24 protein-coding genes and 1 tRNA gene are annotated in these 24,421 nt (G+C 53.9%); 17 read left to right on the top strand and 8 right to left on the bottom strand.

Going from position 1 to position 24,421, the window contains the following annotated elements; genetic code table 11:
• Positions 1–74 precede the first annotated feature (74 nt).
• From xerD to lysS, 5 genes are all read left to right on the top strand, one after another.
• Entirely contained in the window at positions 75–971 is an 897-nt protein-coding gene (xerD, locus tag DD606_RS02130; RefSeq protein ID WP_003863442.1) for a site-specific tyrosine recombinase XerD, read from the top strand.
• Between the two features lie 28 nt (positions 972–999).
• On the top strand, positions 1,000–1,713 hold the full coding sequence (dsbC, locus tag DD606_RS02125) for a bifunctional protein-disulfide isomerase/oxidoreductase DsbC (RefSeq protein ID WP_129258123.1): 714 nt from the start codon (positions 1,000–1,002) through the stop codon (positions 1,711–1,713).
• A 5-nt stretch (positions 1,714–1,718) separates the two neighbouring features.
• Positions 1,719–3,452, top strand: a complete 1,734-nt coding sequence (gene recJ / locus DD606_RS02120; RefSeq protein WP_059370853.1) for a single-stranded-DNA-specific exonuclease RecJ — start codon at positions 1,719–1,721, stop codon at positions 3,450–3,452.
• A 90-nt stretch (positions 3,453–3,542) separates the two neighbouring features.
• Positions 3,543–4,641 (top strand): peptide chain release factor 2 gene (gene prfB, locus DD606_RS02115; protein ID WP_096147815.1). Its coding sequence is split into 2 segments (ribosomal slippage): positions 3,543–3,617 and positions 3,619–4,641, totalling 1,098 coding nucleotides; the frame shifts between segments, so codons are not numbered across the junction.
• Between the two features lie 9 nt (positions 4,642–4,650).
• Positions 4,651–6,168 (top strand): lysine--tRNA ligase, encoded by a 1,518-nt coding sequence (gene lysS, locus DD606_RS02110; protein ID WP_003863452.1) that lies wholly within the window; start codon positions 4,651–4,653, stop codon positions 6,166–6,168.
• A 48-nt stretch (positions 6,169–6,216) separates the two neighbouring features.
• Here lysS and idi read toward each other — a convergent pair whose 3' ends face one another.
• Positions 6,217–6,759: an isopentenyl-diphosphate Delta-isomerase gene (gene idi, locus DD606_RS02105; RefSeq protein WP_003863454.1), complete on the bottom strand. Its 543-nt coding sequence runs from the start codon at positions 6,757–6,759 to the stop codon at positions 6,217–6,219.
• 163 nt (positions 6,760–6,922) lie between these two features.
• Here idi and actS point away from each other — a divergent pair, with 163 nt between their 5' ends.
• The 3 genes from actS (at position 6,923) to DD606_RS02090 (ending at position 8,652) form a co-directional block, all read left to right on the top strand.
• Positions 6,923–7,663 (top strand): amidase activator ActS, encoded by a 741-nt coding sequence (gene actS, locus DD606_RS02100; protein WP_022651807.1) that lies wholly within the window; start codon positions 6,923–6,925, stop codon positions 7,661–7,663.
• Positions 7,664–7,743: 80 nt separating this feature from the next.
• Positions 7,744–7,817, top strand: a tRNA-Gly gene (locus DD606_RS02095).
• A gap of 520 nt (positions 7,818–8,337) precedes the next feature.
• The gene (locus DD606_RS02090; protein ID WP_003862882.1) at positions 8,338–8,652 is read left to right on the top strand and encodes a hypothetical protein; all 315 of its coding nucleotides are present in this window, start codon (positions 8,338–8,340) and stop codon (positions 8,650–8,652) included.
• Here the strand turns inward: DD606_RS02090 and DD606_RS02085 are convergent.
• Complete coding sequence (locus tag DD606_RS02085; RefSeq protein ID WP_129258121.1) at positions 8,649–9,458, bottom strand: DUF4225 domain-containing protein; 810 nt, start codon at positions 9,456–9,458, stop codon at positions 8,649–8,651. The two genes, DD606_RS02090 and DD606_RS02085, sit on opposite strands and share 4 nt — an antisense overlap.
• 815 nt (positions 9,459–10,273) lie before the next feature.
• Here DD606_RS02085 and DD606_RS02080 point away from each other — a divergent pair.
• The 4 genes from DD606_RS02080 (at position 10,274) to DD606_RS02065 (ending at position 13,746) form a co-directional block, all read left to right on the top strand.
• Positions 10,274–10,942 carry an isochorismatase family protein gene (locus tag DD606_RS02080; protein WP_129258119.1) on the top strand — a complete coding sequence of 223 codons (669 nt, stop codon included), beginning with the start codon at positions 10,274–10,276 and terminating at the stop codon, positions 10,940–10,942.
• A gap of 223 nt (positions 10,943–11,165) precedes the next feature.
• Positions 11,166–12,341, top strand: a complete 1,176-nt coding sequence (locus tag DD606_RS02075; RefSeq protein WP_059294458.1) for an OmpP1/FadL family transporter — start codon at positions 11,166–11,168, stop codon at positions 12,339–12,341.
• Between the two features lie 63 nt (positions 12,342–12,404).
• Positions 12,405–13,034: a winged helix-turn-helix transcriptional regulator gene (locus DD606_RS02070; protein WP_058662862.1), complete on the top strand. Its 630-nt coding sequence runs from the start codon at positions 12,405–12,407 to the stop codon at positions 13,032–13,034.
• A gap of 100 nt (positions 13,035–13,134) precedes the next feature.
• Entirely contained in the window at positions 13,135–13,746 is a 612-nt protein-coding gene (locus DD606_RS02065) for an outer membrane beta-barrel protein (protein ID WP_045350885.1), read from the top strand.
• 59 nt (positions 13,747–13,805) lie between these two features.
• Here the strand turns inward: DD606_RS02065 and DD606_RS02060 are convergent, their stop codons facing one another.
• The gene (locus DD606_RS02060) at positions 13,806–14,204 is read right to left on the bottom strand and encodes a hypothetical protein (RefSeq protein WP_023323707.1); all 399 of its coding nucleotides are present in this window, start codon (positions 14,202–14,204) and stop codon (positions 13,806–13,808) included.
• 171 nt (positions 14,205–14,375) lie between these two features.
• On the opposite strand from DD606_RS02060, the gene DD606_RS02055 reads away from it, so the two are divergent.
• Positions 14,376–16,358, top strand: a complete 1,983-nt coding sequence (locus DD606_RS02055) for an alkyl/aryl-sulfatase (RefSeq protein ID WP_129258117.1) — start codon at positions 14,376–14,378, stop codon at positions 16,356–16,358.
• Positions 16,359–16,391: 33 nt separating this feature from the next.
• On the opposite strand, the gene DD606_RS02050 is transcribed toward DD606_RS02055, so the two are convergent.
• Both DD606_RS02050 and DD606_RS02045 read right to left on the bottom strand, forming a co-directional pair.
• Entirely contained in the window at positions 16,392–17,276 is an 885-nt protein-coding gene (locus DD606_RS02050; protein ID WP_003862870.1) for an SDR family oxidoreductase, read from the bottom strand.
• A 61-nt stretch (positions 17,277–17,337) separates the two neighbouring features.
• Entirely contained in the window at positions 17,338–17,727 is a 390-nt protein-coding gene (locus DD606_RS02045; RefSeq protein ID WP_003862868.1) for a YdeI family stress tolerance OB fold protein, read from the bottom strand.
• Positions 17,728–17,866: 139 nt separating this feature from the next.
• Between DD606_RS02045 and DD606_RS02040 the strand changes: the two genes are divergently transcribed.
• The 4 genes from DD606_RS02040 to DD606_RS02025 are packed head-to-tail and all read left to right on the top strand — an operon-like array spanning position 17,867 to position 20,358.
• Positions 17,867–18,370 (top strand): hypothetical protein, encoded by a 504-nt coding sequence (locus tag DD606_RS02040; RefSeq protein ID WP_129258115.1) that lies wholly within the window; start codon positions 17,867–17,869, stop codon positions 18,368–18,370.
• Between the two features lie 9 nt (positions 18,371–18,379).
• Complete coding sequence (locus DD606_RS02035; RefSeq protein WP_129258113.1) at positions 18,380–18,826, top strand: DUF421 domain-containing protein; 447 nt, start codon at positions 18,380–18,382, stop codon at positions 18,824–18,826.
• A gap of 10 nt (positions 18,827–18,836) precedes the next feature.
• Positions 18,837–19,355: a 2-oxo-tetronate isomerase gene (locus tag DD606_RS02030; protein ID WP_003862863.1), complete on the top strand. Its 519-nt coding sequence runs from the start codon at positions 18,837–18,839 to the stop codon at positions 19,353–19,355.
• Positions 19,356–19,371: 16 nt separating this feature from the next.
• The gene (locus DD606_RS02025; protein WP_126524537.1) at positions 19,372–20,358 is read left to right on the top strand and encodes an SDR family oxidoreductase; all 987 of its coding nucleotides are present in this window, start codon (positions 19,372–19,374) and stop codon (positions 20,356–20,358) included.
• Here the strand turns inward: DD606_RS02025 and DD606_RS02020 are convergent, their stop codons facing one another.
• Genes DD606_RS02020 through DD606_RS02010 form a run of 3 tightly spaced genes read right to left on the bottom strand, consistent with a single transcriptional unit; the run spans position 20,359 to position 24,406 of the window.
• Positions 20,359–21,984 (bottom strand): alpha-amylase family protein, encoded by a 1,626-nt coding sequence (locus tag DD606_RS02020; RefSeq protein ID WP_048209569.1) that lies wholly within the window; start codon positions 21,982–21,984, stop codon positions 20,359–20,361.
• Positions 21,985–21,992: 8 nt separating this feature from the next.
• Positions 21,993–23,003: a cytochrome d ubiquinol oxidase subunit II gene (gene cydB / locus DD606_RS02015; RefSeq protein ID WP_015571779.1), complete on the bottom strand. Its 1,011-nt coding sequence runs from the start codon at positions 23,001–23,003 to the stop codon at positions 21,993–21,995.
• A complete protein-coding gene (locus tag DD606_RS02010; RefSeq protein ID WP_003862857.1) occupies positions 23,003–24,406 on the bottom strand; it encodes a cytochrome ubiquinol oxidase subunit I in 1,404 nt (467 codons plus the stop codon). Before DD606_RS02010 ends, cydB begins: the two co-directional genes overlap by 1 nt.
• Between the last annotated feature and the right edge of the window lie 15 nt (positions 24,407–24,421).

Here is a 24,421-nt window from a genome sequence, read left to right as displayed (position 1 = left end):
ACTTTGCGCGTAGTGTACCAGAAACCGATGGCAATCAGGCATAATGGCCAGATTGCAGAACCAAAGGGGCTGATGTGGAAAAGGATCTCGCACTCATCGAACAGTTTCTCGACGCGCTGTGGCTGGAGAAAAACCTCGCTGAAAATACGCTCAGCGCCTATCGTCGGGATCTCACGCTGCTGGTCGAGTGGCTGGCGCATCGGGGGCTGACGCTTGAAAGCGCGCAAAGCGATGACCTGCAAGGGTTGCTGGCTGAGCGGATGGAAGGGGGGTACAAAGCCACCAGCTCCGCGCGTCTGCTGAGCGCCATGCGCCGCCTGTTCCAGCACCTGTACCGCGAGAAGATCCGCGCGGATGACCCCAGCGCACTGCTGGCATCGCCTAAACTGCCTCAGCGGCTGCCAAAAGATCTCAGCGAAGCACAAGTTGAGAGATTATTACAGTCGCCCGCAGTTGACCTTCCGCTGGAGTTACGCGATAAAGCCATGCTTGAACTATTGTATGCCACGGGCTTGCGCGTTTCCGAGCTGGTGGGCCTGACGATGAGCGATATCAGCCTGCGTCAGGGCGTGGTGCGCGTTATCGGTAAAGGGAACAAAGAAAGGCTGGTGCCGCTGGGTGAAGAGGCGGTCTACTGGCTGGAGACGTATCTGGAACACGGGCGTCCGTGGCTGCTGAACGGCGTCTCCATAGATGTATTGTTCCCGAGCCAGCGCGCGCAGCAGATGACGCGACAAACGTTCTGGCATCGCATTAAACATTACGCCACACTGGCGGGTATTGACAGTGAGAAGCTGTCGCCGCACGTTTTGCGTCACGCCTTCGCGACGCATCTGTTAAACCACGGCGCTGATTTACGCGTGGTGCAGATGTTGCTTGGACACAGCGATCTTTCAACGACGCAAATATACACCCATGTCGCGACGGAACGCCTGCGGCAGCTACACCAACAGCACCACCCTCGCGCGTGAGTGCCGACGAATTGTTACAGGAACATATATGAAAAAGTCTTTAGCGCTGTTCACCCTGCTGGCAGCTTCGGTTTCCGGTTTTGCCCATGCGGATGATGCCGCCATTAAACAGTCTCTGACGAAACTCGGCGTCGCCAGCAGCGAGATCCAGCCAGCGCCGGTGGCTGGCATGAAAACGGTGCTGACCAACAGCGGCGTGCTGTACGTGACCGAAGACGGTAAGCACATCATTCAGGGACCCATGTACGACGTGAGCGGCGCGCAGCCGGTGAACGTCACCAACCAGCTGCTGATGAAAAACCTGAACGCGCTCGAAAAAGAGATGATTGTCTACAAAGCGGCGCAGGAAAAGCACGTTATTACCGTCTTCACCGACATCACCTGCGGCTACTGCCACAAGCTGCATGAAGAGATGAAAGACTACAACGCGCTGGGCATTACCGTGCGTTACCTGGCTTTCCCACGTGCTGGCGTGCAGACCCAGCCTGAGCAGGATATGAAAGCGATCTGGTGTGCGAAAGACCGCAACAAGGCCTTTGATGACGCGATGAACGGCAAAGGCGTGAAGCCCGCGTCCTGCGATATCGACATCGCTAACCATTACGCGCTGGGCGTACAGTTTGGCGTGAGCGGTACGCCAGCCATTGTGCTGAGTAACGGCTATGTGGTGCCGGGCTACCAGGGGCCAAAAGAGATGAAAGCGTTCCTCGACGAGCACCAGAAACAGATGGGTGGTAAATAATTCGCGTGAAAGCCCCGATAAAACTGCGCCGCCGCGATGCGGGTGAAACCGCGGATTTACCAGACACGCTTCCGCTGCTGCTAAAGCGGCTGTACGCCAGCCGTGGCGTGCGTACGGCAAGCGATCTTGAGCGCAGCGTCAAAGGCATGCTGCCCTGGCAAGCGCTGAGTGGCATCGAACAAGCGACTGAAATGCTCTACAACGCGTTCCGGGAAGGCACGCGGATTGTCGTGGTGGGCGATTTCGATGCCGACGGCGCAACCAGTACCGCGCTGAGCGTACTCAGCCTGCGTGCGCTGGGCTGCGATAACGTGGCTTACCTGGTGCCGAACCGGTTTGAAGACGGCTACGGCCTCAGCCCGGAAGTGGTCGATCAGGCCCATGCCCGTGGCGCACAGATGATCATGACCGTGGATAACGGGATCTCTTCTCATGCGGGGGTCGATCATGCCCATGCGCTGGGGATCCCGGTACTGGTCACCGATCACCACCTGCCAGGCGAAACTCTGCCTGCCGCCGAAGCCATCATTAACCCGAACCTGCGCGACTGCGATTTCCCGTCGAAATCGCTGGCCGGAGTAGGGGTGGCGTTTTATCTGATGCTGGCGTTACGCACGTTGCTGCGTGATAAGGGCTGGTTCGAATCGCGCGGGATTGCCGTGCCGAACCTCGCGGAGTATCTCGATCTGGTGGCGCTGGGAACCGTGGCGGACGTGGTGCCGCTCGATACCAATAACCGTATTCTCACCTGGCAGGGCTTAAGCCGCATTCGGGCAGGTAAATGCCGTCCGGGGATTAAGGCGCTGCTGGAAATTGCCAACCGCGATCCGCTGAAGCTCGCGGCAAGCGATTTAGGCTTTGCCCTCGGCCCGCGCCTGAACGCGGCGGGGCGGCTGGACGATATGTCGGTTGGCGTCGCGCTGCTGCTGTGTGACAACATCGGCGAAGCGCGCGTGCTGGCCAGTGAGCTGGACGCACTCAACCAGACCCGTAAAGAGATTGAGCAGGGGATGCAGGCCGAAGCACTGACCCTGTGCGAAAAGCTGGAGCGCAGCGGTGACACCCTGCCGGGCGGGCTGGCGATGTATCACCCCGAATGGCACCAGGGCGTGGTGGGCATTCTGGCGTCGCGTATTAAAGAGCGTTTCCACCGCCCGGTGATCGCGTTCGCCCCCGCCGGGGACGGCACGCTGAAAGGCTCCGGTCGTTCCATTCAGGGGCTGCATATGCGCGATGCGCTGGAGCGTCTGGATACGCTGCATCCGAACCTGATGATTAAGTTCGGCGGTCACGCGATGGCGGCAGGCCTGTCGCTGGAAGAGGCGAAGTTCGACGAGTTCCAGCGTCTGTTTGGCGAACTGGTCACCGAGTGGATCGATCCGGCTCTGTTGCAGGGTGAAGTGGTTTCTGACGGTGAGCTTTCACCGGCTGAAATGACCATGGAGGTGGCGCAGATGCTGCGCGATGCCGGCCCGTGGGGGCAGATGTTCCCGGAGCCGCTTTTCGACGGACGTTTTCGTTTGCTGCAACAGCGCATCGTGGGCGAACGCCATCTCAAAGTGATGGTGGAACCGGTCGGCGGCGGACCGCTGCTCGACGGCATCGCCTTTAACGTTGATACCTCCATCTGGCCGGACAACGGCGTGCGCGAGGTTGAGCTGGCCTATAAGCTGGATATTAACGAGTTCCGCGGTAACCGCTCCCTTCAGATCATCATCGACAATATCTGGCCAATTTAGCGTCAGTAATCTCTATAAAAAAGGGCGTGGATTCGGTACAATCCCGCTCTTATCACCGCATTTTGACAAGCTCATAAAAGAAAACAGACCATGTTTGAAATTAATCCGGTAAAAAACCGCATTCAGGACCTCACGGAGCGCTCTGACGTTCTTAGGGGGTATCTTTGACTACGATGCCAAGAAAGAGCGTCTCGAAGAAGTAAACGCCGAGCTGGAACAGCCGGACGTCTGGAACGAACCTGAACGCGCGCAGGCGCTGGGTAAAGAGCGTTCTTCCCTCGAAGCCATCGTAGATACGCTGGATCAAATGGCGCAGGGTCTGGAAGATGTTTCTGGGCTGCTGGAGCTGGCTGTCGAAGCCGACGACGAAGAAACCTTTAACGAAGCCGTGGCAGAGCTCGACGTGCTGGAAGAGAAGCTGGCGCAGCTGGAATTCCGTCGCATGTTCTCCGGCGAATACGATAGCGCTGACTGCTATCTCGATATTCAGGCAGGTTCTGGCGGTACCGAAGCACAGGACTGGGCGAGCATGCTGATGCGCATGTACCTGCGCTGGGCGGAAGCGCGCGGTTTCAAAACCGAGATTATCGAAGAATCCGAAGGTGAAGTGGCGGGTATCAAATCCGTCACTATCAAGATTATTGGCGATTACGCCTACGGCTGGCTACGTACTGAAACCGGCGTTCACCGCCTGGTGCGTAAGAGCCCGTTCGATTCCGGCGGCCGTCGTCACACCTCCTTCAGCTCCGCGTTTGTCTACCCGGAAGTGGATGAAGATATCGATATCGACATCAACCCGGCGGACCTGCGTATCGACGTTTACCGCGCATCCGGCGCGGGTGGTCAGCACGTTAACCGTACGGAATCTGCGGTGCGTATTACCCACATTCCAACCGGGCTGGTAACACAGTGCCAGAACGACCGTTCCCAGCATAAGAACAAAGACCAGGCCATGAAGCAGATGAAAGCGAAGCTTTATGAGCTGGAGATGCAGAAGAAAAATGCTGAGAAGCAGGCGATGGAAGACAACAAGTCCGATATCGGCTGGGGCAGCCAGATCCGTTCTTACGTCCTTGATGACTCCCGCATCAAAGACCTGCGCACCGGGGTTGAAACCCGTAACACGCAGGCGGTGCTGGACGGCAGCCTGGACCAATTTATCGAAGCAAGTTTGAAAGCAGGGTTATGAGGAACCAACATGTCTGAACAACAAGCACAGGGCGCTGACGCGGTAGTCGATCTTAACAACGAACTGAAAACCCGCCGCGAGAAGCTGGCAGCGCTGCGCGAGCAGGGCGTGCCGTTCCCGAACGATTTTCGTCGTGACCACACCTCAGACCAACTGCACGCAGACTTCGACGGTAAAGAGAACGAAGAGCTGGAAGCGCTGAACGTTGAAGTGTCCGTGGCGGGCCGCATGATGACCCGTCGTATCATGGGTAAAGCGTCCTTCGTGACCTTACAGGACGTTGGCGGCCGCATTCAGCTGTACGTCTCTCGTGACGACCTGCCGGAAGGCATCTACAACGAGCAGTTCAAGAAGTGGGACCTGGGCGACATCCTGGGCGCTAAAGGTAAACTGTTCAAAACCAAGACCGGTGAACTGTCTATCCACTGCACCGAGCTGCGTCTTCTGACCAAAGCCCTGCGCCCGCTGCCGGACAAGTTCCACGGTTTGCAGGATCAGGAAGCGCGCTATCGTCAGCGTTACCTGGATCTCATCTCTAACGATGAATCCCGTAAGACCTTCAAAATTCGCTCCCAGATCATGGCCGGCATTCGCCAGTTCATGGTTAACCGCGACTTTATGGAAGTAGAAACCCCGATGATGCAGGTGATCCCAGGCGGAGCCTCCGCTCGTCCGTTCATCACCCATCACAACGCCCTGGACCTGGACATGTACCTGCGTATCGCGCCGGAACTGTACCTGAAGCGTCTGGTGGTCGGCGGTTTTGACCGCGTGTTTGAGATCAACCGTAACTTCCGTAACGAAGGTATCTCCGTACGTCATAACCCAGAGTTCACCATGATGGAACTCTATATGGCCTATGCGGATTACAAAGATCTGATCGAGCTGACCGAATCCCTGTTCCGCACCCTGGCGCAGGACATTCTGGGCACCACCCAGGTACCTTACGGTGAAGAGGTGTTCGACTTCGGCAAGCCGTTCGAAAAACTGACCATGCGCGAAGCGATCAAGAAATACCGTCCTGAAACCAATATGGCGGATCTGGATAACTTCGACTCTGCGAAAGCGATCGCTGAAAGCATCGGTATTAAGGTTGAGAAGAGCTGGGGTCTGGGCCGTATCGTGACCGAGATCTTCGAAGAAGTGGCCGAAGCGCACCTGATTCAGCCTACCTTCATCACCGAATACCCGGCGGAAGTGTCTCCGCTGGCGCGTCGTAATGACGAGAACCCGGAAATCACTGACCGCTTCGAATTCTTCATCGGGGGCCGCGAAATCGGTAACGGCTTTAGCGAGCTGAACGATGCAGAAGATCAGGCGCAGCGCTTCCAGGATCAGGTTAACGCGAAAGCGGCAGGCGATGACGAAGCGATGTTCTTCGACGAAGACTACGTGACCGCGCTGGAGCACGGCCTGCCGCCGACGGCTGGCCTGGGTATTGGTATCGACCGTATGGTGATGCTGTTCACCAACAGCCACACCATTCGCGACGTGATCCTGTTCCCGGCGATGCGTCCGGTGAAATAAGCCGTTAAGACGTAAAAAAAGCCCCGTGCGTTTATCGCCGGGGCTTTTTTATTGCGCCGCGAAGGCGCTGAGTTTTTCACGCGCAGTGTTCGCTTCTTGCACCATCCACGGGCTAAATGCCCACGGTGTGGCGTCCAGCGCGCGGAATAGCGCGTCCAGCTCCACCCACTGATACTCCATCACTTCATCGTCATTGATTGCGAGGGTATTCGTTACGCGGGCGGCATAGACCGGGCAGATTTCGTTTTCAACGATCCCTGACGGGTCGGCTTCACGGTAGCGGAACTCCGGGGCAATGGGGGTGATGTCTGTGATTTCGGCGCCGACTTCAAAGCGGCAGCGGCGGATAATCGCCTGCTCTGTCGCTTCGTCGGCCTGTGGATGACCGCAAACGGAGTTGGTCCATACGCCGGGCCAGGCTTTTTTACTTAAGGCGCGACGGGTGATCAGACATTCTCCGTTAGCGTTAAACAGCCATGAAGAGAAGGCCAGGTGTAGCGGGGTGTGTGACGTGTGCGCGGCGTACTTCTCCTGAGTGCCAATCACTTTTCCCTGGTCATTTACCAAAATAACGTGTTCTTGAATACTCATTGATGCTCCAGTGCCAAAATGCTTAATGGTTCAGCACCATCAGCGGAATTATTATACTGCATTCTTATGCGAACGGTTTGGCCCACAGAGCGGAAAAGGGCATGACCCGCATCAGTTTGGGCTGCTATCATAGTGCGCCATTCACGCTGACCGAGGAGCTGTTTTGTTTGCAGGAAGCCTGACGAGAAACCCGATCATTGCCGTTTTCTGCCTGACGCTGACGCTACTTGTAGCAGGATGCTCGGGGAGTAAATCTTCGGATATGGGCAGTTATTCCGGTGCAGTCTATACCGTTAAGCGCGGGGACACGCTCTACCGCATCTCACGCGCCACGGGAACCAGCGTGAAGGAGCTGGCGCGCCTGAATAATATTTCTCCACCGTATACTATTGAGGTAGGGCAGAAGCTCAAGGTTAACGGCGGTTCTTCCTCAGGGAAAAAGTCCTCAACGCGTAAAACAGCCAAAGTCACGCCATCCTATCAGGTGCCTAAATCATCCTGGCCGCCGGTCGGTCAGCGCTGCTGGATCTGGCCTGCAAGCGGAAAAGTGGTTGCGCCGTACTCGCTCTCGGAAGGTGGCAATAAAGGTATTGATATCGCTGCCGCACGCGGTACACCGGTTTACGCTTCAGGGGCCGGGAAGGTGGTCTATGTCGGTAACCAGCTTCGTGGATACGGTAACCTGATCATGATTAAGCATGGTGAGGACTACATTACGGCGTATGCGCATAACGACACGATGCTGGTCAATAACGGGCAGAACGTGAAGGCGGGGCAGAAGATTGCGACCATGGGCAGTACCGGGACGGATACGGTGAAGCTGCACTTCCAGATCCGCTATAAGGCCACAGCCATCGATCCGCAGCGTTATCTTCCGGCGCAGGGCAGTAAGCCGAAGTGCTAAGTGATTATTTAATCGCCACTTAGTGGGGTAAAGGCTTGTATGAAGAGGCGTAAGGTCTATAATGCCTTACGCACCTCAAAGCGGGCGTAGTTCAATGGTAGAACGAGAGCTTCCCAAGCTCTATACGAGGGTTCGATTCCCTTCGCCCGCTCCAGTCTCCTCATAAATTAACAAGTTATAATTTATCAGTTAGTTACTTTGCTCCGCTTTAGCAGGTACAACTAAAACTACCCAATGTTCTATGCCCGTATCTGGCGTCGCGTGACAGGGTCTGTAGTACAAGGAAACATATCATCCACGCTGGCGGTGGTTCCAGTTTCTTACCGCGACAGCACAACAACGAACTAAAAGCCGCATATCTGGCATAACTCCCGAAAACAGGTTTATGGTGATAACGTACCTACAAACGACATGTAGGATCTATCAGCGTTTCAGCCACGCTCCCGCAAGGGTACACGGTTATCCTGATAAGGTGTGATCCCTCTGACAGTCTGATGTTGTCGCCTAACGGCTCCACTTGTTGCTGTATCACCAACGGGGCTTTATGGCTTCTATTGTCTGAAATCTGATTCATTGGACAAACATCATGTGGATTGCTGTAAAGTTCATCAGTATGATTGCTTGCACAATCAGCGATTGGGAAAACACTTCTGGGAGATAAGGGACGAGACGATATGAAAGTGACTGATGAGGCTTTGTTACGTTCAGGGTTTACGCAGCCCGAATTGCAGAAGATAAAAAGCAACATTGAAAAATATGGAGGAACGCTTGGAGAGGCCATAAATGACCTCGCTAGGCGATTTGTTACCTTGGCGGGAGTGGTGGCTGTGTGTGCCTTAATCCTACTGCTACTTATCGTCTTCAGCTCACCTGATAGAGCAGTTGCATGGGGGCTGGCGATGATCTTTGGGGTTGCCATTATGTCCTTCGCGCAGCCGCCGGTAATTTCCTATAAATCCTGGCGTTACCGAAAAACTATCAAGGATTAACTGGTTCCATTTTCGGTTGTCAATAGATCGAAAATCACTTTTGCTTTAACACCATAACCGACAATCTTCATTGTTAGCTTAGGAGTGCTCATTGTGCTGACTTTGCGATAGTAATCGTGTGGAAGCCAGCGAAATAATCTCCAGGCTCCAGTTTTTCGAGCGAGTCCTACAATGCTGTACACACTGGCACCGAGAGTAACACCATTATAGAGAGCCAAGCCCGTGTTAGGATTAAATCCCATGAACTGGGCCGTATGCATCGCGGAGTCAGCAATGATACCTTGCGAGGGTTTATGTCCTTCTGGCTGATCAAAGTTGAGCACTTCTTTCGTTAATCCGTTCATTCCATCGGCAATCAGGACTGCCCCAGCCAGCATACCAATCGGCCCCATAGTGGATAACATCATAAAGCCACCAAAGAGAACCACGCCTGATAGCGCCACGTTTACGGCGGATATAACATAACCGACGATTTTATTATTTTCCTTAACAAACTCGACCTTCGCGTAAAGCTGTGCGGCTCTGGTTCTTAACAGGCGTTCTTGTTCGTGTAGATTATCTGTTTCAGCACGCAGATTTTTGATGCATGCAATGCATTCTTCATCGGTTTTAGCTCGTCGTGCTGTTTCAAATTCTTTATCTACAACCTGTTTTATCTCTTCGACAAACTTGATACGTGTAAGACCATCTTGCAAATAGAATGCTGACAGCCGGTTTGCTGTTTCGACGAGTTTCCGGGCCTCTAGATTCACCATGGTATCTGACCATGTTCTGTTCCAGCCCCTGTTAAGCAACGCAATATCCATTAAAGACTCCTTCCCAAAATGTGTCTGGTCATTTTAGGTGCAATAAGGTCGAAGACCATAGGAAATACTTTCACAACCCACCCCCGTGGGTGTCCCGTCTCTTTATCCTCCCAGTTTACTTCCTCCTGCTTAAAATATCCCCGGCTCTATTATAGATCCGCTGAGTGGAACGATTAACCGCCTAATAATTTCACTGGATCTGCATGAAATATTCTGGTGTTGCCACTGCGTCACACCGCTTTGCTTACGCTGCAATTTGCCTCGCTTTATTGCAACAGGCACAAAGCTCTCTTTTCGTAGTAAAAAGCCTTCTTTTGCTAAACAAGGAATCACCCATGGCATAACACGCTAAGTTGCACATTTCCTGTACCCTGGATACCCTGAGATTAATCCTAATAACTCAAGGGTGAGTATGGCTACCGGGAAGAGAAAGAACCAAAAGGAATCACCTGAAGTAGAGTTAGATCGCTTGCTGGATGAGCTTGAACTCACAGAGGAGCAACGGGAGTTTATCGAATCCATGCGGGAGGATAAGGGCGATCCCAGTAGTGAGTAACGCTTGCCTTCAGCCGAACGAATACGAATGGCCGCATAACGGCATTGTAAAGATCTTTTCTCCTCACGAGGGCTTTCCGTCAGCGTCGATGGCTCAGCGTACCGTGCCAGAAATTGTCCTGAAATGATGCGGTATTCAGACCGGATCGAACTACTATTCATTATGATTTATCAATGCATTATACCCTGACCATGTGCATGTAAAATCGCGGAGCCGGGAGAGTTGACGGCAATGTAAAAGAAATCATGAGGAAAGAAATATGGCTGCTACAAACGGTATGATTGATACTGATGACGCTGTAATTTTACTCATCGACCATCAGAGTGGCTTATTCAACACGGTACGTGATGTGCCTGTACCAGACCTTCGTAATTATGTGACAGCGATAGCCAAAGTTGCCACGCTTTTAAATATCCCGGTGATCACCACGGCCTCTGTTCCTGACGGTCCCAATGGCCCGCTCATCCCGGAAATTCACAAATATGCACCCCATGCCGTGTATGTTCCACGCACCGGGCAGATTAATACCTGGGATAATCCGGCGTTTGTGAAGGAAGTGGAAAAGACGGGCAGAAAGACCCTGATTATTGCCGGCACGCTCACCAGCGTCTGCATGGCGTTCCCTGCGGTTAGCGCTGTCCAGGAGGGGTATAAGGTTTACTGTGTTGTGGATGCCTCGGGGAACTGGTCCAAAATCGCGACCGATACCACCATCGCGCGCGTGGCTCAGGCGGGGGCGATCCCTACCGATACGTTTGCCATTGTCGCTGAATTAATGAGAACCTGGAACCGCGAGGAAGGTTCTCGCTTTGCTGAGATCCTGGCAGAGCATGTCTGTCCGGAATATAAGTGCCTGATTGAAAGTTTCGGCAAAGCTCAGGAAATTGCCATAACGGGCCCGGAAACCAATCTGGAGCATTATAAGTAAGTCCTAATAAACCTGTATAAAAGTTGCTGGATTTTATCGTCCTGTACCTGAGCGTATTACAGGTGCAGGACGTAGCGGCGTCGTATTCCGGACGTCGCTGAATTGTCAGAGATATTAAGAGGGGCTGAACCGCGCATAATTTAAAATTAAACCCTCTTTCTTTTTACGTAATCAATCGCCCCTGTTATATCTGTCGGCAAATTTTTTATTTCCCGGACCACAGATGAAAACACGACTCCTCCTGTGCGCTGGCGTATTAGCTGCCTCCAGTGCCCATGCCAGCGCCCTCTATTTTTATGAAGCCGGCACCGAAGATACCGCGCTTGCCGGAGCAGGGCAGGCGGCTCGTGCGCAGGATGCCTCTACAATTATGACCAACCCGGCTGGCATGACGCGCTTACCGGATCATATGGTCACCGGCGGGTTACAGGTTATGGATGGCTCCATCGACAACCAGCTGGATAACGATGCCCATCAAAGCCCCGGCGATGTGATGAAAACCATCCCGAATGCCAGCGCCTTTTATAGCCAGAAGATAAACGATGATCTTTATGCCGGGATCGGGCTTTACGGTAATTACGGCCTGGGGATCGACTACGGCAGCTGGGCGGGCGACAGGCTGATTAAAAAGAGTACCATGGTAGCCATGACGCTCAGCCCCTCGCTGGCCTATAAGCTTAACGACCGTCTTTCGATTGGCGCGTCCGCCAACGTTAACTACGGTTACTTCTCGCTGACTCGCAGCGTTAACGATGATGACTACCAGCGACGCGATGAAGACCTGGCCATGAGCTATCGGCTTGGGCTGCTGATGCAGCTAACTGACCAGACCCGAGCCGGTATTACCTGGAACAGCGAAACGGACTTCAGCTTCAATATTGACGGCAACGCGCGTCTACAGAACGGCACCTACGACCTGCCGTTGTCGGCACAGATCAGCGCGCCGCAGCAAATCATGCTCAGTCTGGTGCATGATATTAACCCGCGGTGGTCGGTTATGGGCGATCTCGGCTGGCAGGACTGGAGCCAGTTCGGCGCGCCGCAAATCGTCGTCGGGGACCAGCAGCTGAACAACGTCAGCCGCCTGAAGGACACGTGGCACGGTGCGGTGGGCGTGCAGTATCGTCCAACGCCTCAGTGGCGACTGAATGCCGGTGTGGCGTTCGACAGCTCGCCGTATGAAAGCCAGAGCGATGTGGCCTTAACCTTACCTACCGGCGATGAGTGGCGATTTGGCACGGGGGCCCAGTATCAGATCACCCCGGCCAGCAATATTGGTATTGCCGTGTCGTATCTTCATATGCAGTCGTCGCATGTGAAATCGCCGGTGGCGTTTGCCGGAAGTTACGACCATCCTTATCTTTGGTTTGCCAGCGTCAACTACAGCTATCAGTTTTGATCGGCTAACCGCTTAAAATATATGGTCTATAATGGCAGATATTGAATGTCAGAAGGTTGTACCATGCATATTTTACCGCCTGTTCGACCCGAAAAATCCATCGAACGACTGACCGCCATCCTTGAGCCGATAGCGGAGAAAGTGCACGTTGTTCCGCGTAAGCGACTCACCTGGTTACGGAAGGGGAAACAGCAGATGTACCTCTTTCTGGAAGGGGAGTTATCCCTGCTGCGGGCTTCGGATGGACTGGTGGTAGTGACCGTTTACGAGCCGCATTTGTTTGGTATTGCAGAGATGATCCAGCCTACGCAGGGGCATCTTCTCCGTGCGGAAAGGGAGTCGACTATTTTACGTCTCGATGCGGACAAGGCGGCTGAGTTGTTTCGCGCCGAGGGCGTCTGGGAGGATGTCGCCGCGCTGCTTTCATACCATACGGCCTATTTAATATTTCGTGATGCACAGGTACTCCAGCAGCGTACCTATTCCGTTATTCGTAACCACCTTCAGGAAATGATTTTGCTTCCGGAAGAGACGCGTCTGCGTACCACGATTCTGGAATATATTCAGGATCGTACGCTGCTCTCTCGCAGCAGTATACTCAATGTATTATCCGCCCTTAAGCAGGGCGAATATATTTCCTTTAAGCGCGGTGGATATCTGCTTGACGTCAGGCATTTACCCGAATCATTCTAGCGGAAGTTTAAAATTAAACAGAAATGGAATTAACGCTGCCGTTAATTTTCTATATCGTTTGCTTTCTCAGATTTAACTTTATCAAGTAAACGGTATTTTTATGAAAAAGACAGTTATCGCATTGATTATGGCTAATGTATTTACCGCCACTTCCGCCTTCGCCGCTGCGGATGCGGGCACCTGGTATAGCGGGGCGAAATTCGGCTGGTCTCACTATTTTGATACCAATATGGGTTCAAAAGCGTTTGAGAACACGCATTCCGATCACTTCGATTTTGACCATGATAATGTCGGCGGGGGTGTTTATACGGGTTATCAGATTACCCCATGGCTTGCGGTAGAAGGTGGTTATGATTATTTAGGCAACATGCAGATTAAAGGCCAGCATGGCGCAGGGGCGCAAATGAAAACTCAGGGCCTGCAACTGTCTCTGAAGGCCAGTTATGCCCTGACCAATGACTGGGATATTTACGGCCGTGCCGGCGCAATGGGCTATCGCGCTGAATCCGATGTAAGTGGTCACAATCGTTTTGAAACCGGTGTGCGCCCGCTTGCTGCCGTGGGTACTGAATACGCCTTCAATAAAAACTGGGCGGGCCGCCTGGAGTATCAGTGGGTAAGCAACGTGGGCAATGTTAACCAGATCGGCGTGAGCAGCGACCTGAGTTCCGTCACCGCAGGGCTTAGCTATCGCTTTGGTCAGTACGACTGATGCCCGTGATATGCCCATTAATAAAAACCCGGCTGCTTAAGTTGCCGGGTTTTTTGTTTTCAGCTGGTGAATAACGGTTCAAGAACGATATGAATATTTTGCAGACCCGTGACATTATTATCTTTCAGATATTGCTGATTAACCATATCTAACTGTTCCAGCTTGGTCAGCGAGGCATAGACGCGTTGAACGGCACTGTCCGCAACAAAAATTTCTTTTGCGGTGGTGTCCTGTAGATACTGTGATTTTACGCTGCGCGTTAGGGTCTCGATCTGCTGTTTATTTTCCTGATAAAGAGACGCGATATGCGATATCTGTACCTGCGGCGATTTTTCCCCCGGCAACACCAGTGGAATTTGCAGATGATTGATTTTTTCAACATTGTCTGGTTGGGGAGAACTACAGGCTGTTAATGTGCTGAGGGTTAATACAGCGAAAAAGAACGGCAGGCTCTTCATCGAATCACTCCGGGGAAATAACTGGACTCAGCATTATCCCTGAAGGCCGCAGCGAAGAAAGAATTAACTTATTTATTTATAAACGTTAATTTCATAGGTTAAAGATAAGCCTGGTGATAGCCTCCTTTCCCCCCATGTACCGCCAGCGTGAATATAACTCCTCGAGGAAGTATGAAATTTAAAACTCTCGTTAGTGCGATGGCCGTTGCTGGTCTGCTATTAGTTTCGTTGACCTCATTGCCTGTCCTGGCACAAAAGGAAGGGAAGGGAGCCACTGCCCATACGAAAGAGATGAATGATGCACTTTATGGTCAACTGCCCTTCTTTGATAAGACCGATTTCCGAAATGCGCACAAAGGCTTTATTGCCCCGCTGCCAGCCGCGGTGATTAAAGACGAAAAAGGCGCCGTTATCTGGAACCCCCAGAAATACGCTTTTATCAAAGAAGGGCAAAAAGCGCCGGATACCGTCAACCCGAGCCTGTGGCGTCAGGCGCAGCTGAATAATATTGGCGGTCTGTTTGAGGTCACGGAAGGCGTCTACCAGATCCGCAACCTCGATCTGTCGAATATGACGATTATAGAGGGCAAAGAGGGGATCACGGTTATCGATCCGCTGGTGTCTGCGGAAACGGCCAAAGCGGGCATGGATCTTTACGTTCAACATCGTGGCAAACACCCGGTTGTTGCCGTTATTTATACCCATAGTCATGTCGATCATTATGGCGGCGTGCGTGGCGTGGTCGATGAAGCGGGAGTGATGACCGGCAAAGTGAAAGTCTATGCTCCAGCAGGTTTTATGGAAGAGGCAGTATCGGAAAATATCATGGCCGGAAATGCCATGAGCCGCCGTGCCAGTTATATCTACGGAAACCTGTTAAAGGCCAATGTAAAAGGTCAGATAGGGGCAGGTCTGGGGACGACCACCTCAGCGGGGACGGTCACGCTTATCGCGCCCACTCACGCCATTACCAAAGACGGGCAGAAAGAGATCATCGACGGTCTCACCTATGATTTTATGCTGGCGCCGGGGTCGGAAGCGCCGTCTGAAATGCTCTGGTATGTGGAAGAGAAAAAGCTGATTGAAGCAGCAGAGAACGTCACTCACACCCTGCACAATACTTATTCGCTGCGCGGGGCGAAAATACACGATCCGCTGGCATGGTCAAAATACATCAATAACGCTCTCGATCGTTGGGGGGATAAAGCGGAAATTATTATCGCGCAGCACCACTGGCCCACATGGGGTAATAAGAAAGTGGTGAAGCTGATGAAAAGCCAGCGTGATATCTACCGCTATATCAACGACCAGACGCTCAGACTGGCGAATAAGGGGCTGACGAGGGATGAAATAGCCGCAAATTTCGCCCTGCCTTACGGACTGGCTAAATCCTGGGCAGGCCGTGGCTATTACGGCTCGGTAAGCAACAACGTCAAAGCCACCTATGTCTACTATCTTGGCTGGTTCGACGGCAATCCGGCGACGCTCGATGAACTGCCTCCGGTCGAGGCGGCGAAAAAGTATGTCGATTACATGGGCGGAGCCCGCGCGATCCTTGAAAAAGCTCGTGTCGATTATGCCCGGGGGAATTATCGCTGGGTGGCTCAGGTGGTCAGTAAAGTCGTTTATGCCGATCCGAATAATAAGGCAGCGCGCGAACTGGAAGCGGACGCGTTTGAACAGCTGGGATACCATGCGGAGTCAGGGCCGTGGCGTAACGCCTACCTCACCGGTGCGCAAGAGTTGCGTAACGGCGTGAAGATAAAGCCGACGCCCAAAACCGCCAGCCCGGATGCGGTCCGTGCCATGTCAACTGAGATGATTTTTGACTACCTCGGCGTTCACCTTAACGGCGTCAGAGCGGCGAATGCCAGAGGCATTTTTAACGTTGATTTAGGCCGCGAGGGCGGCAGGTATAAGCTGGAGCTGGAAAATGGCGTGCTGAACCATAGCGCCAACGCTCAGGCAGAAGATCCGGATGCAACCATTACGCTCAGCCGCGAAACGCTGAACAAAATCATCCTTAAGGAAACCACGCTGAAAAAGGCGCAACAGGCAGGAGAGGTGACGATCGTCGGCAATGCCGCGAAGGTGAACGAAATGCTGCGCTGCATGGAGAGCTTCAGCTTCTGGTTTCCTGTCGTCACCCCTTAAAAGTAAAAAAGGCTGCTTTCGCAGCCTTTTTCGTCAAATGACGCCGTCGCCGCCGTCTGAACACCAGACCTGCCCGGAGGTGTATGAACACTCATCCGAGGCCAGAGTGACATACAGCGGTGCGATCTCCACGGGCTGTCCCGGGCGTCCCAGAGGGGTACTCTCGCCAAAATGTTTCACTTTTTCCTGTGGCTGCCCACCGCTGGGCTGAAGCACGGTCCAGTAAGGTCCGGGCGCTACCGCGTTCACGCGGATCCCTTTCGGACCCAGCTGTTTCGCCAGCGCTTTGGTAAACACCGCGAGACAGGCTTTGGTCTGCGCATAGTCAAGCAGTACGGCGCTCGGTTTAACCGCCTGAACGGAGGAGGTGTTAATAATGGATGCAGGGGCTTTCATGTGGCGCAACGCCGCCTTTGTGATCCAGAAAGGCGCATAGACGTTGGTCTTAAAGGTCGCGTCAAAATCTTCCGTAGTCAGTTCTTCCAGCGACTCACGATACTGCTGGCGGCCTGCGTTATTCACCAGGATATCCAGCCCGCCCAGTTTTGAGACGGCCTGCTCCACCAGGTTCTGACAAAAAGTTTCGTCGCGAACATCGCCCGGAAGCGCGACGGCGTTCCGTCCTTCCGCTTTAATCAGGGCGATGACTTCCGCTGCGTCTTCTTCCTCTTCCGGCAAATAGTTAATGGCGACATCTGCCCCTTCGCGGGCATAGGCAATGGCTACCGCGCGTCCGATGCCGGAATCGCCCCCGGTAATTAGCGCCTTCTTACCGGCAAGACGTCCATGCCCTTTGTAGCTCTTCTCGCCGTGGTCGGGTACGGGTTCCATTTCTGAGGACAGGCCCGGCGGCGTCTGGGGTTGCTTCGGGAAAGGTGGCGTTGGGTAAGCGTTCGTACGTTGTTCATTATCACTCATAGCTAACTCCTTGTTAGGGGTGAGATTTGATGGATAGTTACAGCGTTAACGCTTCGCTGAATTATTTTTGCAAGTGGCTGACCCGGACTACGGGTGGGGATGATTTTTTATCGAGCGAGCCGCTAATACTGATCATGTTGTCAGGTTCCACGGTTCTGTCGTCAAATACGGCTTTCGGGATAATAACGTCGATTTTCCCGGTTTTATCCTGGAATACGTATTTATCGCCATTGCCATCAATAAGATTGCCGCGCAGTGAAATAGAGGCGCCATCATGCATCTCTTTCGCCTGAGTAATGGTCATAATGCGCGCATCATCGGTACCACGATAACCGCTGTCCAACGCATGCGGCGGTGGCGGCGCGTCACCCTTTTGTAACCCGCCGTTATTATCTGCCCAGGCAGTAGGGATAATTAATATTAACAAAGCTGAAATCACTGATAATTTCATCTGATATCCTTCATTTTGGATGTCTTGACTTATTAAGTATTGTTGCTATTTCTTTATGTGGCAAATGTGATAAGTCTTAAAAGCATTTTCACAGAGAAATCAAAAATTTCGGCAATTAAGCGAAACGGTGACGACTGCCATGGAACCAAAAAATGAAAAAGTGCCTGGGATAAAAGAGAGTTATCGTTTACTGACGTTTGAGTACGCATTTCGTCAGGTGGGTTTTATTGTGCTGTTAGCTATTATCGTGGCGGCAATTGCCGGGCTGTTTTCAAGCGGTGTGGTCAGCGACGTGGAGAAAACAAACGATGCAAAATCCCTGGCTCTGAGCTATGAGCGCTTCGGTCGCCGCCAGACCGAAGCGCGGATGGCGCTGACGTTTCCGGTGACGTCTGAGGGGAAATATACCCTCAGCCTGACCAGCGAAAGCAGCGACGCGTATGAGCCCGGCAGCGTCTGGCCACAACCGGACAGCATGTACAGCCGGGGGAATACCCTGTTTCTCGTCTACGATCGTTTACAACAGACCGATAAATTTACCGTTCTATTATTCATCACGCCGTCAAAAGCAGGGAAGTGGACAAACAGCATCCGCGTAAACAACGAGCCAGATATCCGTTTCTGGCAGTTTATTTACCCCTAGGAGTCGAATATGGACATGGTTTTTCGTGCCCTGGCAATTTACCTGTTTCTGGTCATTGTGTTTAAAGTTGCCGGGCGGCGCGCCCTGCTACAAATGACCAGTTTTGACCTTATTTTGCTCTTAATTATCAGTGAAGCGACACAGCAGGCGCTACTTGGCGAAGATTTTTCCATCACCGGTGCGATGATTACAATAACAACGCTGGTGGTGGTGGATATTATATTTGGCCTCCTGAAAAAATATTTTTCCACTGTTGAGAATATTCTTGATGGCACGCCGGTGATATTGGTGGAGAACGGTGTCCCCCTTGTCGATAAACTGAAAAAGGTCGATGTATCCTGTGATGATATATTGGTATCAGCCCGCCAGAATCACGGTATTACAGAATTGAAGGAGATAAAATACGCTATTCTTGAGCGTAATGGTCATATTTCTATTATTCCTGACGAAAATTAAGGGCAACGCGATGAGCAATCTTATTCACGACAGTAACAGCACCATTAGCGAGCTGACGAAAAAGCTCGCCACTCAGCTTACGGACAGAGGTTTGCGGTTAACTACCGCAGAGTCCTGTACCGGCGGCAATCTTGCGGTTGCGCTTTGTGCCGAAGAGAACACCGCGGAATTTTATGACGTTGGCATGGTGGTGTTCAGCGATGCGGCGAAGGAGAGGATCCTCGGCGTGCGGCACGAAACCATTGAGCGCTTCACCGCCGTCAGTGAACAAACGGTGACCGAGATGGCCGCTAAAATTCGCGAAATTGCCGAGGCGGATATTGGCCTTGCCATCAGCGGCTATGCGGGACCGGAAGGCGGAGACGATGGCACCGCAGCCGGTACGGTCTGCTTCGGCTGGAATATTCGCGGACAGACGGAAACCCGCACCGTGCTGTTTTCCGGTGAATGTCAGGATGTGGTGGATAAAGCGGTGCGTTATTCCCTGTCTGAACTGATCGAAATACTCTCCGGCTGGGATAACGTCTGAAACAAGGGGAAAGGCTATGGCTGTCATCGTTATTACCGGCGGTACGGCGGGCGTGGGGAAGGCCACGGCGCTGCACTTTGCCAAAGCGGGCTACGATGTGGGCATCATTGCCCGCGATGAGCAGAGCCTGCGCTCCACAGAAGAGGAGTTGTGCCGTTTCGGGATCAACGCCTGTGCCGTTCAGGCCGACGTGGCGGACAGCAAGGCGGTGACCGATGCTGCTAACGAGATTGAATACCGGCTTGGGGCCATCGATGTGTGGGTGAATAACGCCATGGGCGGGATGCTGGCGCCGTTTCGCACCATGTCGCCTGAGGAGTTTCGCCGCGTCACCGAGGTGACCTATCTGGGCTATGTTAACGGTACCCGCGCCGCGCTGGAGTTAATGACTCCTCGTGACCGGGGGACGATTATTCAGGTTGGCTCCGCGCTGGCCTACCGCTCCATTCCCTTGCAGTCAGCCTACTGTGGGGCGAAAGCCGCGATCCGCGGGTTTACTGACGCCGTGCGCACCGAGCTGATGCATGAAAACAGCCGGGTGCAGATCGCAATGGTACAGATGCCGGGCCTCAACACGCCGCAGTTCGAGTGGGCGAGGAATAAATTTTCCTGGGCGATGCGCCCGGTTCCTCCCGTGTTTCAGCCGGAAGTGGCTGCCAGCGCGATTTTCAAGGTAGCGCAAAAACCGGTGCGGGAGCTGTGGGTGGGCAGCAGCACCGTCCAGTCGATTGTCGGGCAATTTCTTTTTCCCGGCTTTCTGGATCGGCTGATGGTTAAAAAGGCCTGGGAAGGGCAGATGACCGATACGCTAAATGCGGATGACCGTCAGGACTATCTGGATCAGCCGGTTAACGATCTGCATAAAATCCACGGGCACTTCACCGACGAAGCAAAAGAGCGCGCCACCAGCGTTACCTCCGGCATGCCGGGGAAAGTGCTGCTCGGCTCCCTCGCCGTCACGGGTGCGATCGTGGCGCGTCTTCTGCTCTCGCGGAGACGATAATCAGCGCAGTGCGGTACGATCGGTCCAGAACCAGCGGTAGCCATAGCCGCTGAGGTTAAGCGCGACGGTTTTGCCGCACACCAGCGCGTCGTTGTAGCGTTTGTCCGCCAGGCAGGCGGTCCAGGTCGCATGCCGGATCCCTCTGGCAGTAAAATTAACGGGCTTATCGCTGAAGTTAACGAAGGTCAGAATGCTGCGCGTGTCGGTTTCGTAATAGATCCCCAGCACCGCATCGCTGTCGATATTAATAAGACGAAACGGCGCGACGCCGATCTCAGGGAACTCCGAGCGCGTATTGGCGATATCGATAATGCAGTGCAGGAGTGAGTTGCGGTGCAACAGCGAATCCGCCACGTTGATTTTTTGATAGCGGTACGGGCCGCGGTCAATCATCGGGGCGATAAAAGTTTCCGGGTCGGCGTCTGAGAAACCGCCGCCTTGCGATCCGGCCCACTGCATCGGGGTGCGTACGGCGTAACGCTCCTCCAGTTCCAAATCCTCTCCCATGCCAATCTCATCCCCGTAGCGCATGACCGGTACGCCCGGCAGCGAAAACAAGACCGCATGGCAAAAGGCCAGCCGCTTACGATCGCCATTAAGCATCGGCGCCAGACGGCGGCGGATCCCTCGCTGATACACGCTCATCTCTTCGTCAGGGGCAAAGGCATCAATGACGGTCTGCTTCGCTTTATTTCCTATCCCTTCCAGATCCAGCTCATCATGATTGCGCAGCCAGTTGGCGAAGCAGCAGGAGTCCGGCGGCACAATCATCTTCTTCACCGCGTTGTGCAGCGGTCGTGCGCTTTTCTCCGCAAGGCTGACGTAGAAGTACTTATTGAGCCAGAAATTCAGCACCAGGTTGAGCCGGTCGTTCTGACCAAAATAATCTTTGTAGGCCTCGACCTCCACGTCGACTTCGCCGAGCAGGATTGCATCCGGGTTACGCTGCTCGATAAGACGGCGCAGATGCTCCAGGATCCACAGGCCGCGTTTTTCATCCCCACGTCCGGCCTGTTTTGTCAGGTGCGACGCCGCATCCAGGCGAAAGCCCGACACCCCGAGCTTTAGCCAGAAGATGATGATGTTCTCAACCTCCTTCAGCACCGCAGGGGAGGCCAGATTGAGATCCGGCTCGTGGTGATAAAACATATGCCGATAGTATTGCCCCGCCTCGTCGTCCCATGCCCAGATACTCTTCTCCACGCCGGGGAACATCGGCGGCGTATCGTCGTCGTCCGTGTCGGACCACAGGTAATAGTCACGATAGGGTGATTGAGGGTTGCGGCGGGCCTGTTGAAACCAGGGATGCGCATCCGAGGTATGCTGGATCAGCAGCTCAATAATGACCTGCATCCCCAGCTCCCGCGCCTGTTCAATAAAGGCGATGATATCGTTGAGCTTGCCGAAGCGGGGATCGACCTGCAAATGGTCGCTCACGTCATAGCCTTCATCGAGAAAAGGCGTGAGGTAAAACGGAGTGATCCAGATAACCGTCGCGCCCATCCGGCGGATGTAGCGTAGCTTCGCGGCGATCCCGGCGATGTCGCCACAGCCATCGCCGTTCAGATCGTAAAACAGGGCAGTATCTATCTGGTAAATAATGGCGCGTGTATGCCAGCCTGCCATAGTAATCCTTAGTGATAACCTTCGGTATCAGACACTTTGCCCCGGAAGACGTAATAGCTCCAGGCGGTATAAACCAGGATCACCGGGATGATTAACAGCGTGCCGATCAGCATAAACAGCTGGCTGGCAGGCGGCGCGGCGGCTTCCCACAGGGTGATGTGCGGCGGAATTATGTGTGGCCACAGGCTGATGCCCAGGCCGCTAAAGCCGAGGAAGATCAGGCCCAGCGTTAACAGGAACGGACGGGCATGGCTGTCGGGATTACGCGTCAGCCGCCAGATCCACAGGCTGAATACCGCCACCAGAACCGGAACCGGCAGGAACCAGAAGAAGTTAGGCAGAGTAAACCAGCGCTCGGCGACAAACTGCCAGCCGAGCGGGGTCCAGATACTTACCACCGCAATGACGGCAATCAGCGCCAGCAGAACGTGGCGGGTCAGCTCGCGCATCCGGTTTTGCAGCGCGCCTTCGCTTTTCATGATCAGCCACGTGGTGGCCAGCAGGGTATAGGCGACAATTAAGCCCAGCCCGCAGAACAGGTTAAACGGGGTGAACCAGTCCAGCGAGGAGCCCACAAAGCGACGCCCTTCCACGTCAAAGCCGTTGATCATCGCGCCAACCACGATCCCCTGGCTGAAGGTTGCGAGCAGGGAACCGCCAGCAAAAGAATAGTCCCAGAATTTGCGGTGGGAAGGGGTCGCCTTAAAGCGAAACTCAAATGCCACGCCGCGGAAAATAAGCCCGATCAGCATGGCCGTCAGCGGGATGGTCAGGGCATCGATTATTACCGCGTAGGCCAGCGGAAACGCGCCGAACAACCCTGCGCCGCCGAGAACCAGCCAGGTTTCATTTCCGTCCCAGACCGGGGCGACGCTGTTCACCATCACGTCGCGCTCTTTGGCATCACCCACAAAGCTGAACAGCATGCCGATACCGAGATCGAAACCGTCCATGATGATGTACATCAGCGTGGCGAAGACAATAATGGCAAACCAGATGACCGGGATATCGACGCCCATCAGATCTTCTCCTCTTCCGGAACAGACTCGGCGGCGGACAGCGGACGGGCAGGGGTACCCGATGTATTAGACGTTAGCGTGCCCACAGGCTGCGGACCTTTTTTAATCAACCGGGCGAGATACACATATCCCACGCCAAATACCGAACAGTAGACCACGATAAAGGCCAGCAGGCTTATGCTCATCTGCAACGTGCTGTGCAGAGACACCGCATCTATCGTGCGCAGATAGCCGTAAACGACCCACGGCTGGCGGCCCACTTCGGTGGTGACCCACCCGGCGAGCAGCGCGAGTAATCCGGCAGGCCCCATACAGAGGGCAAACCAGTGGAATGGCCGTGAGTGATAGAGTCGACGGCGATAGCGCAGCCAGACGCTCAGTACGCCAAGGGTAATCATCAGCAGCCCCATGCCGACCATAATGCGGAAGGACCAGAAGACGATGAGCGAGTTAGGGCGGTCCTCTTTCGGGAAATCCTTCAGCGCCGGGACCTGTTTATCCAGGCTGTGCGTCAGGATCAGGCTGCCGAGCGCGGGAATTTCAAGCCCGTATTTGGTGCGTTCCTCTTCCATATCCGGTACGCCAAACAACAGCAGCGGGGTGGCCTCGCCGGGCGGGTTTTCCCAGTGGCCTTCAATCGCGGCGATTTTGGCAGGCTGGTGCTCAAGCGTATTCAGCCCGTGCATATCACCAACCACGGCCTGAATGGGCGCGACCAGCAGCGCCATCCACATGGCCATGGAGAACATCTTGCGGATCGCGGGCGTATCGTTACCGCGCAGCAGATGCCATGCCCCGGACGCGCCCACAAACAAGGCGCTGCACAGGAAGGCGGCGATGGACATATGGATCAGGCGGTAAGGGAATGAGGGGTTAAAGATAATGGCCAGCCAGTCTTCGGGAATGACCTGACCGTTCTGAATACTGAAGCCCTGCGGGGTGTGCATCCAGCTGTTAGAGGCGAGGATCCAGAAGGTGGACATCAGCGTGCCCAGCGCCACCATGCAGGTGGCAAAGAAGTGCAGGCCGGGGCCAACCTTGTTCCAGCCGAACAGCATCACGCCTAAGAAACCGGCTTCCAGGAAGAAGGCGGTTAAGACTTCATAGGTGAGCAAAGGGCCGGTTATGCTGCCCGCGAACTGGGAAAAGCCGCTCCAGTTAGTCCCAAACTGGTAGGCCATCACCAGCCCGGAAACCACGCCCATACCAAAGTTGACGGCGAAAATTTTTAGCCAGAAATGGTATAGCGAGCGCCAGACATCATTTTTTGTGCGAAGCCACATGCCTTCGAGAACCACCAGATAGCTCGCAAGCCCGATGGTGATCGCCGGGAAGAGAATATGAAAAGAGACGGTAAAGGCGAACTGTATCCTGGCCAGATGAAACGCATCAAGCTCGAACATGCTCCGTACCTCTGG

Origin of the sequence: Enterobacter cloacae complex sp. GF14B, from assembly GCF_004136805.1 — a bacterium.
In the GTDB taxonomy this organism is placed as follows: Bacteria; Pseudomonadota; Gammaproteobacteria; order Enterobacterales; family Enterobacteriaceae; genus Enterobacter; species Enterobacter hormaechei_C.
This window is presented reverse-complemented; position numbering and strand designations above follow the sequence as displayed.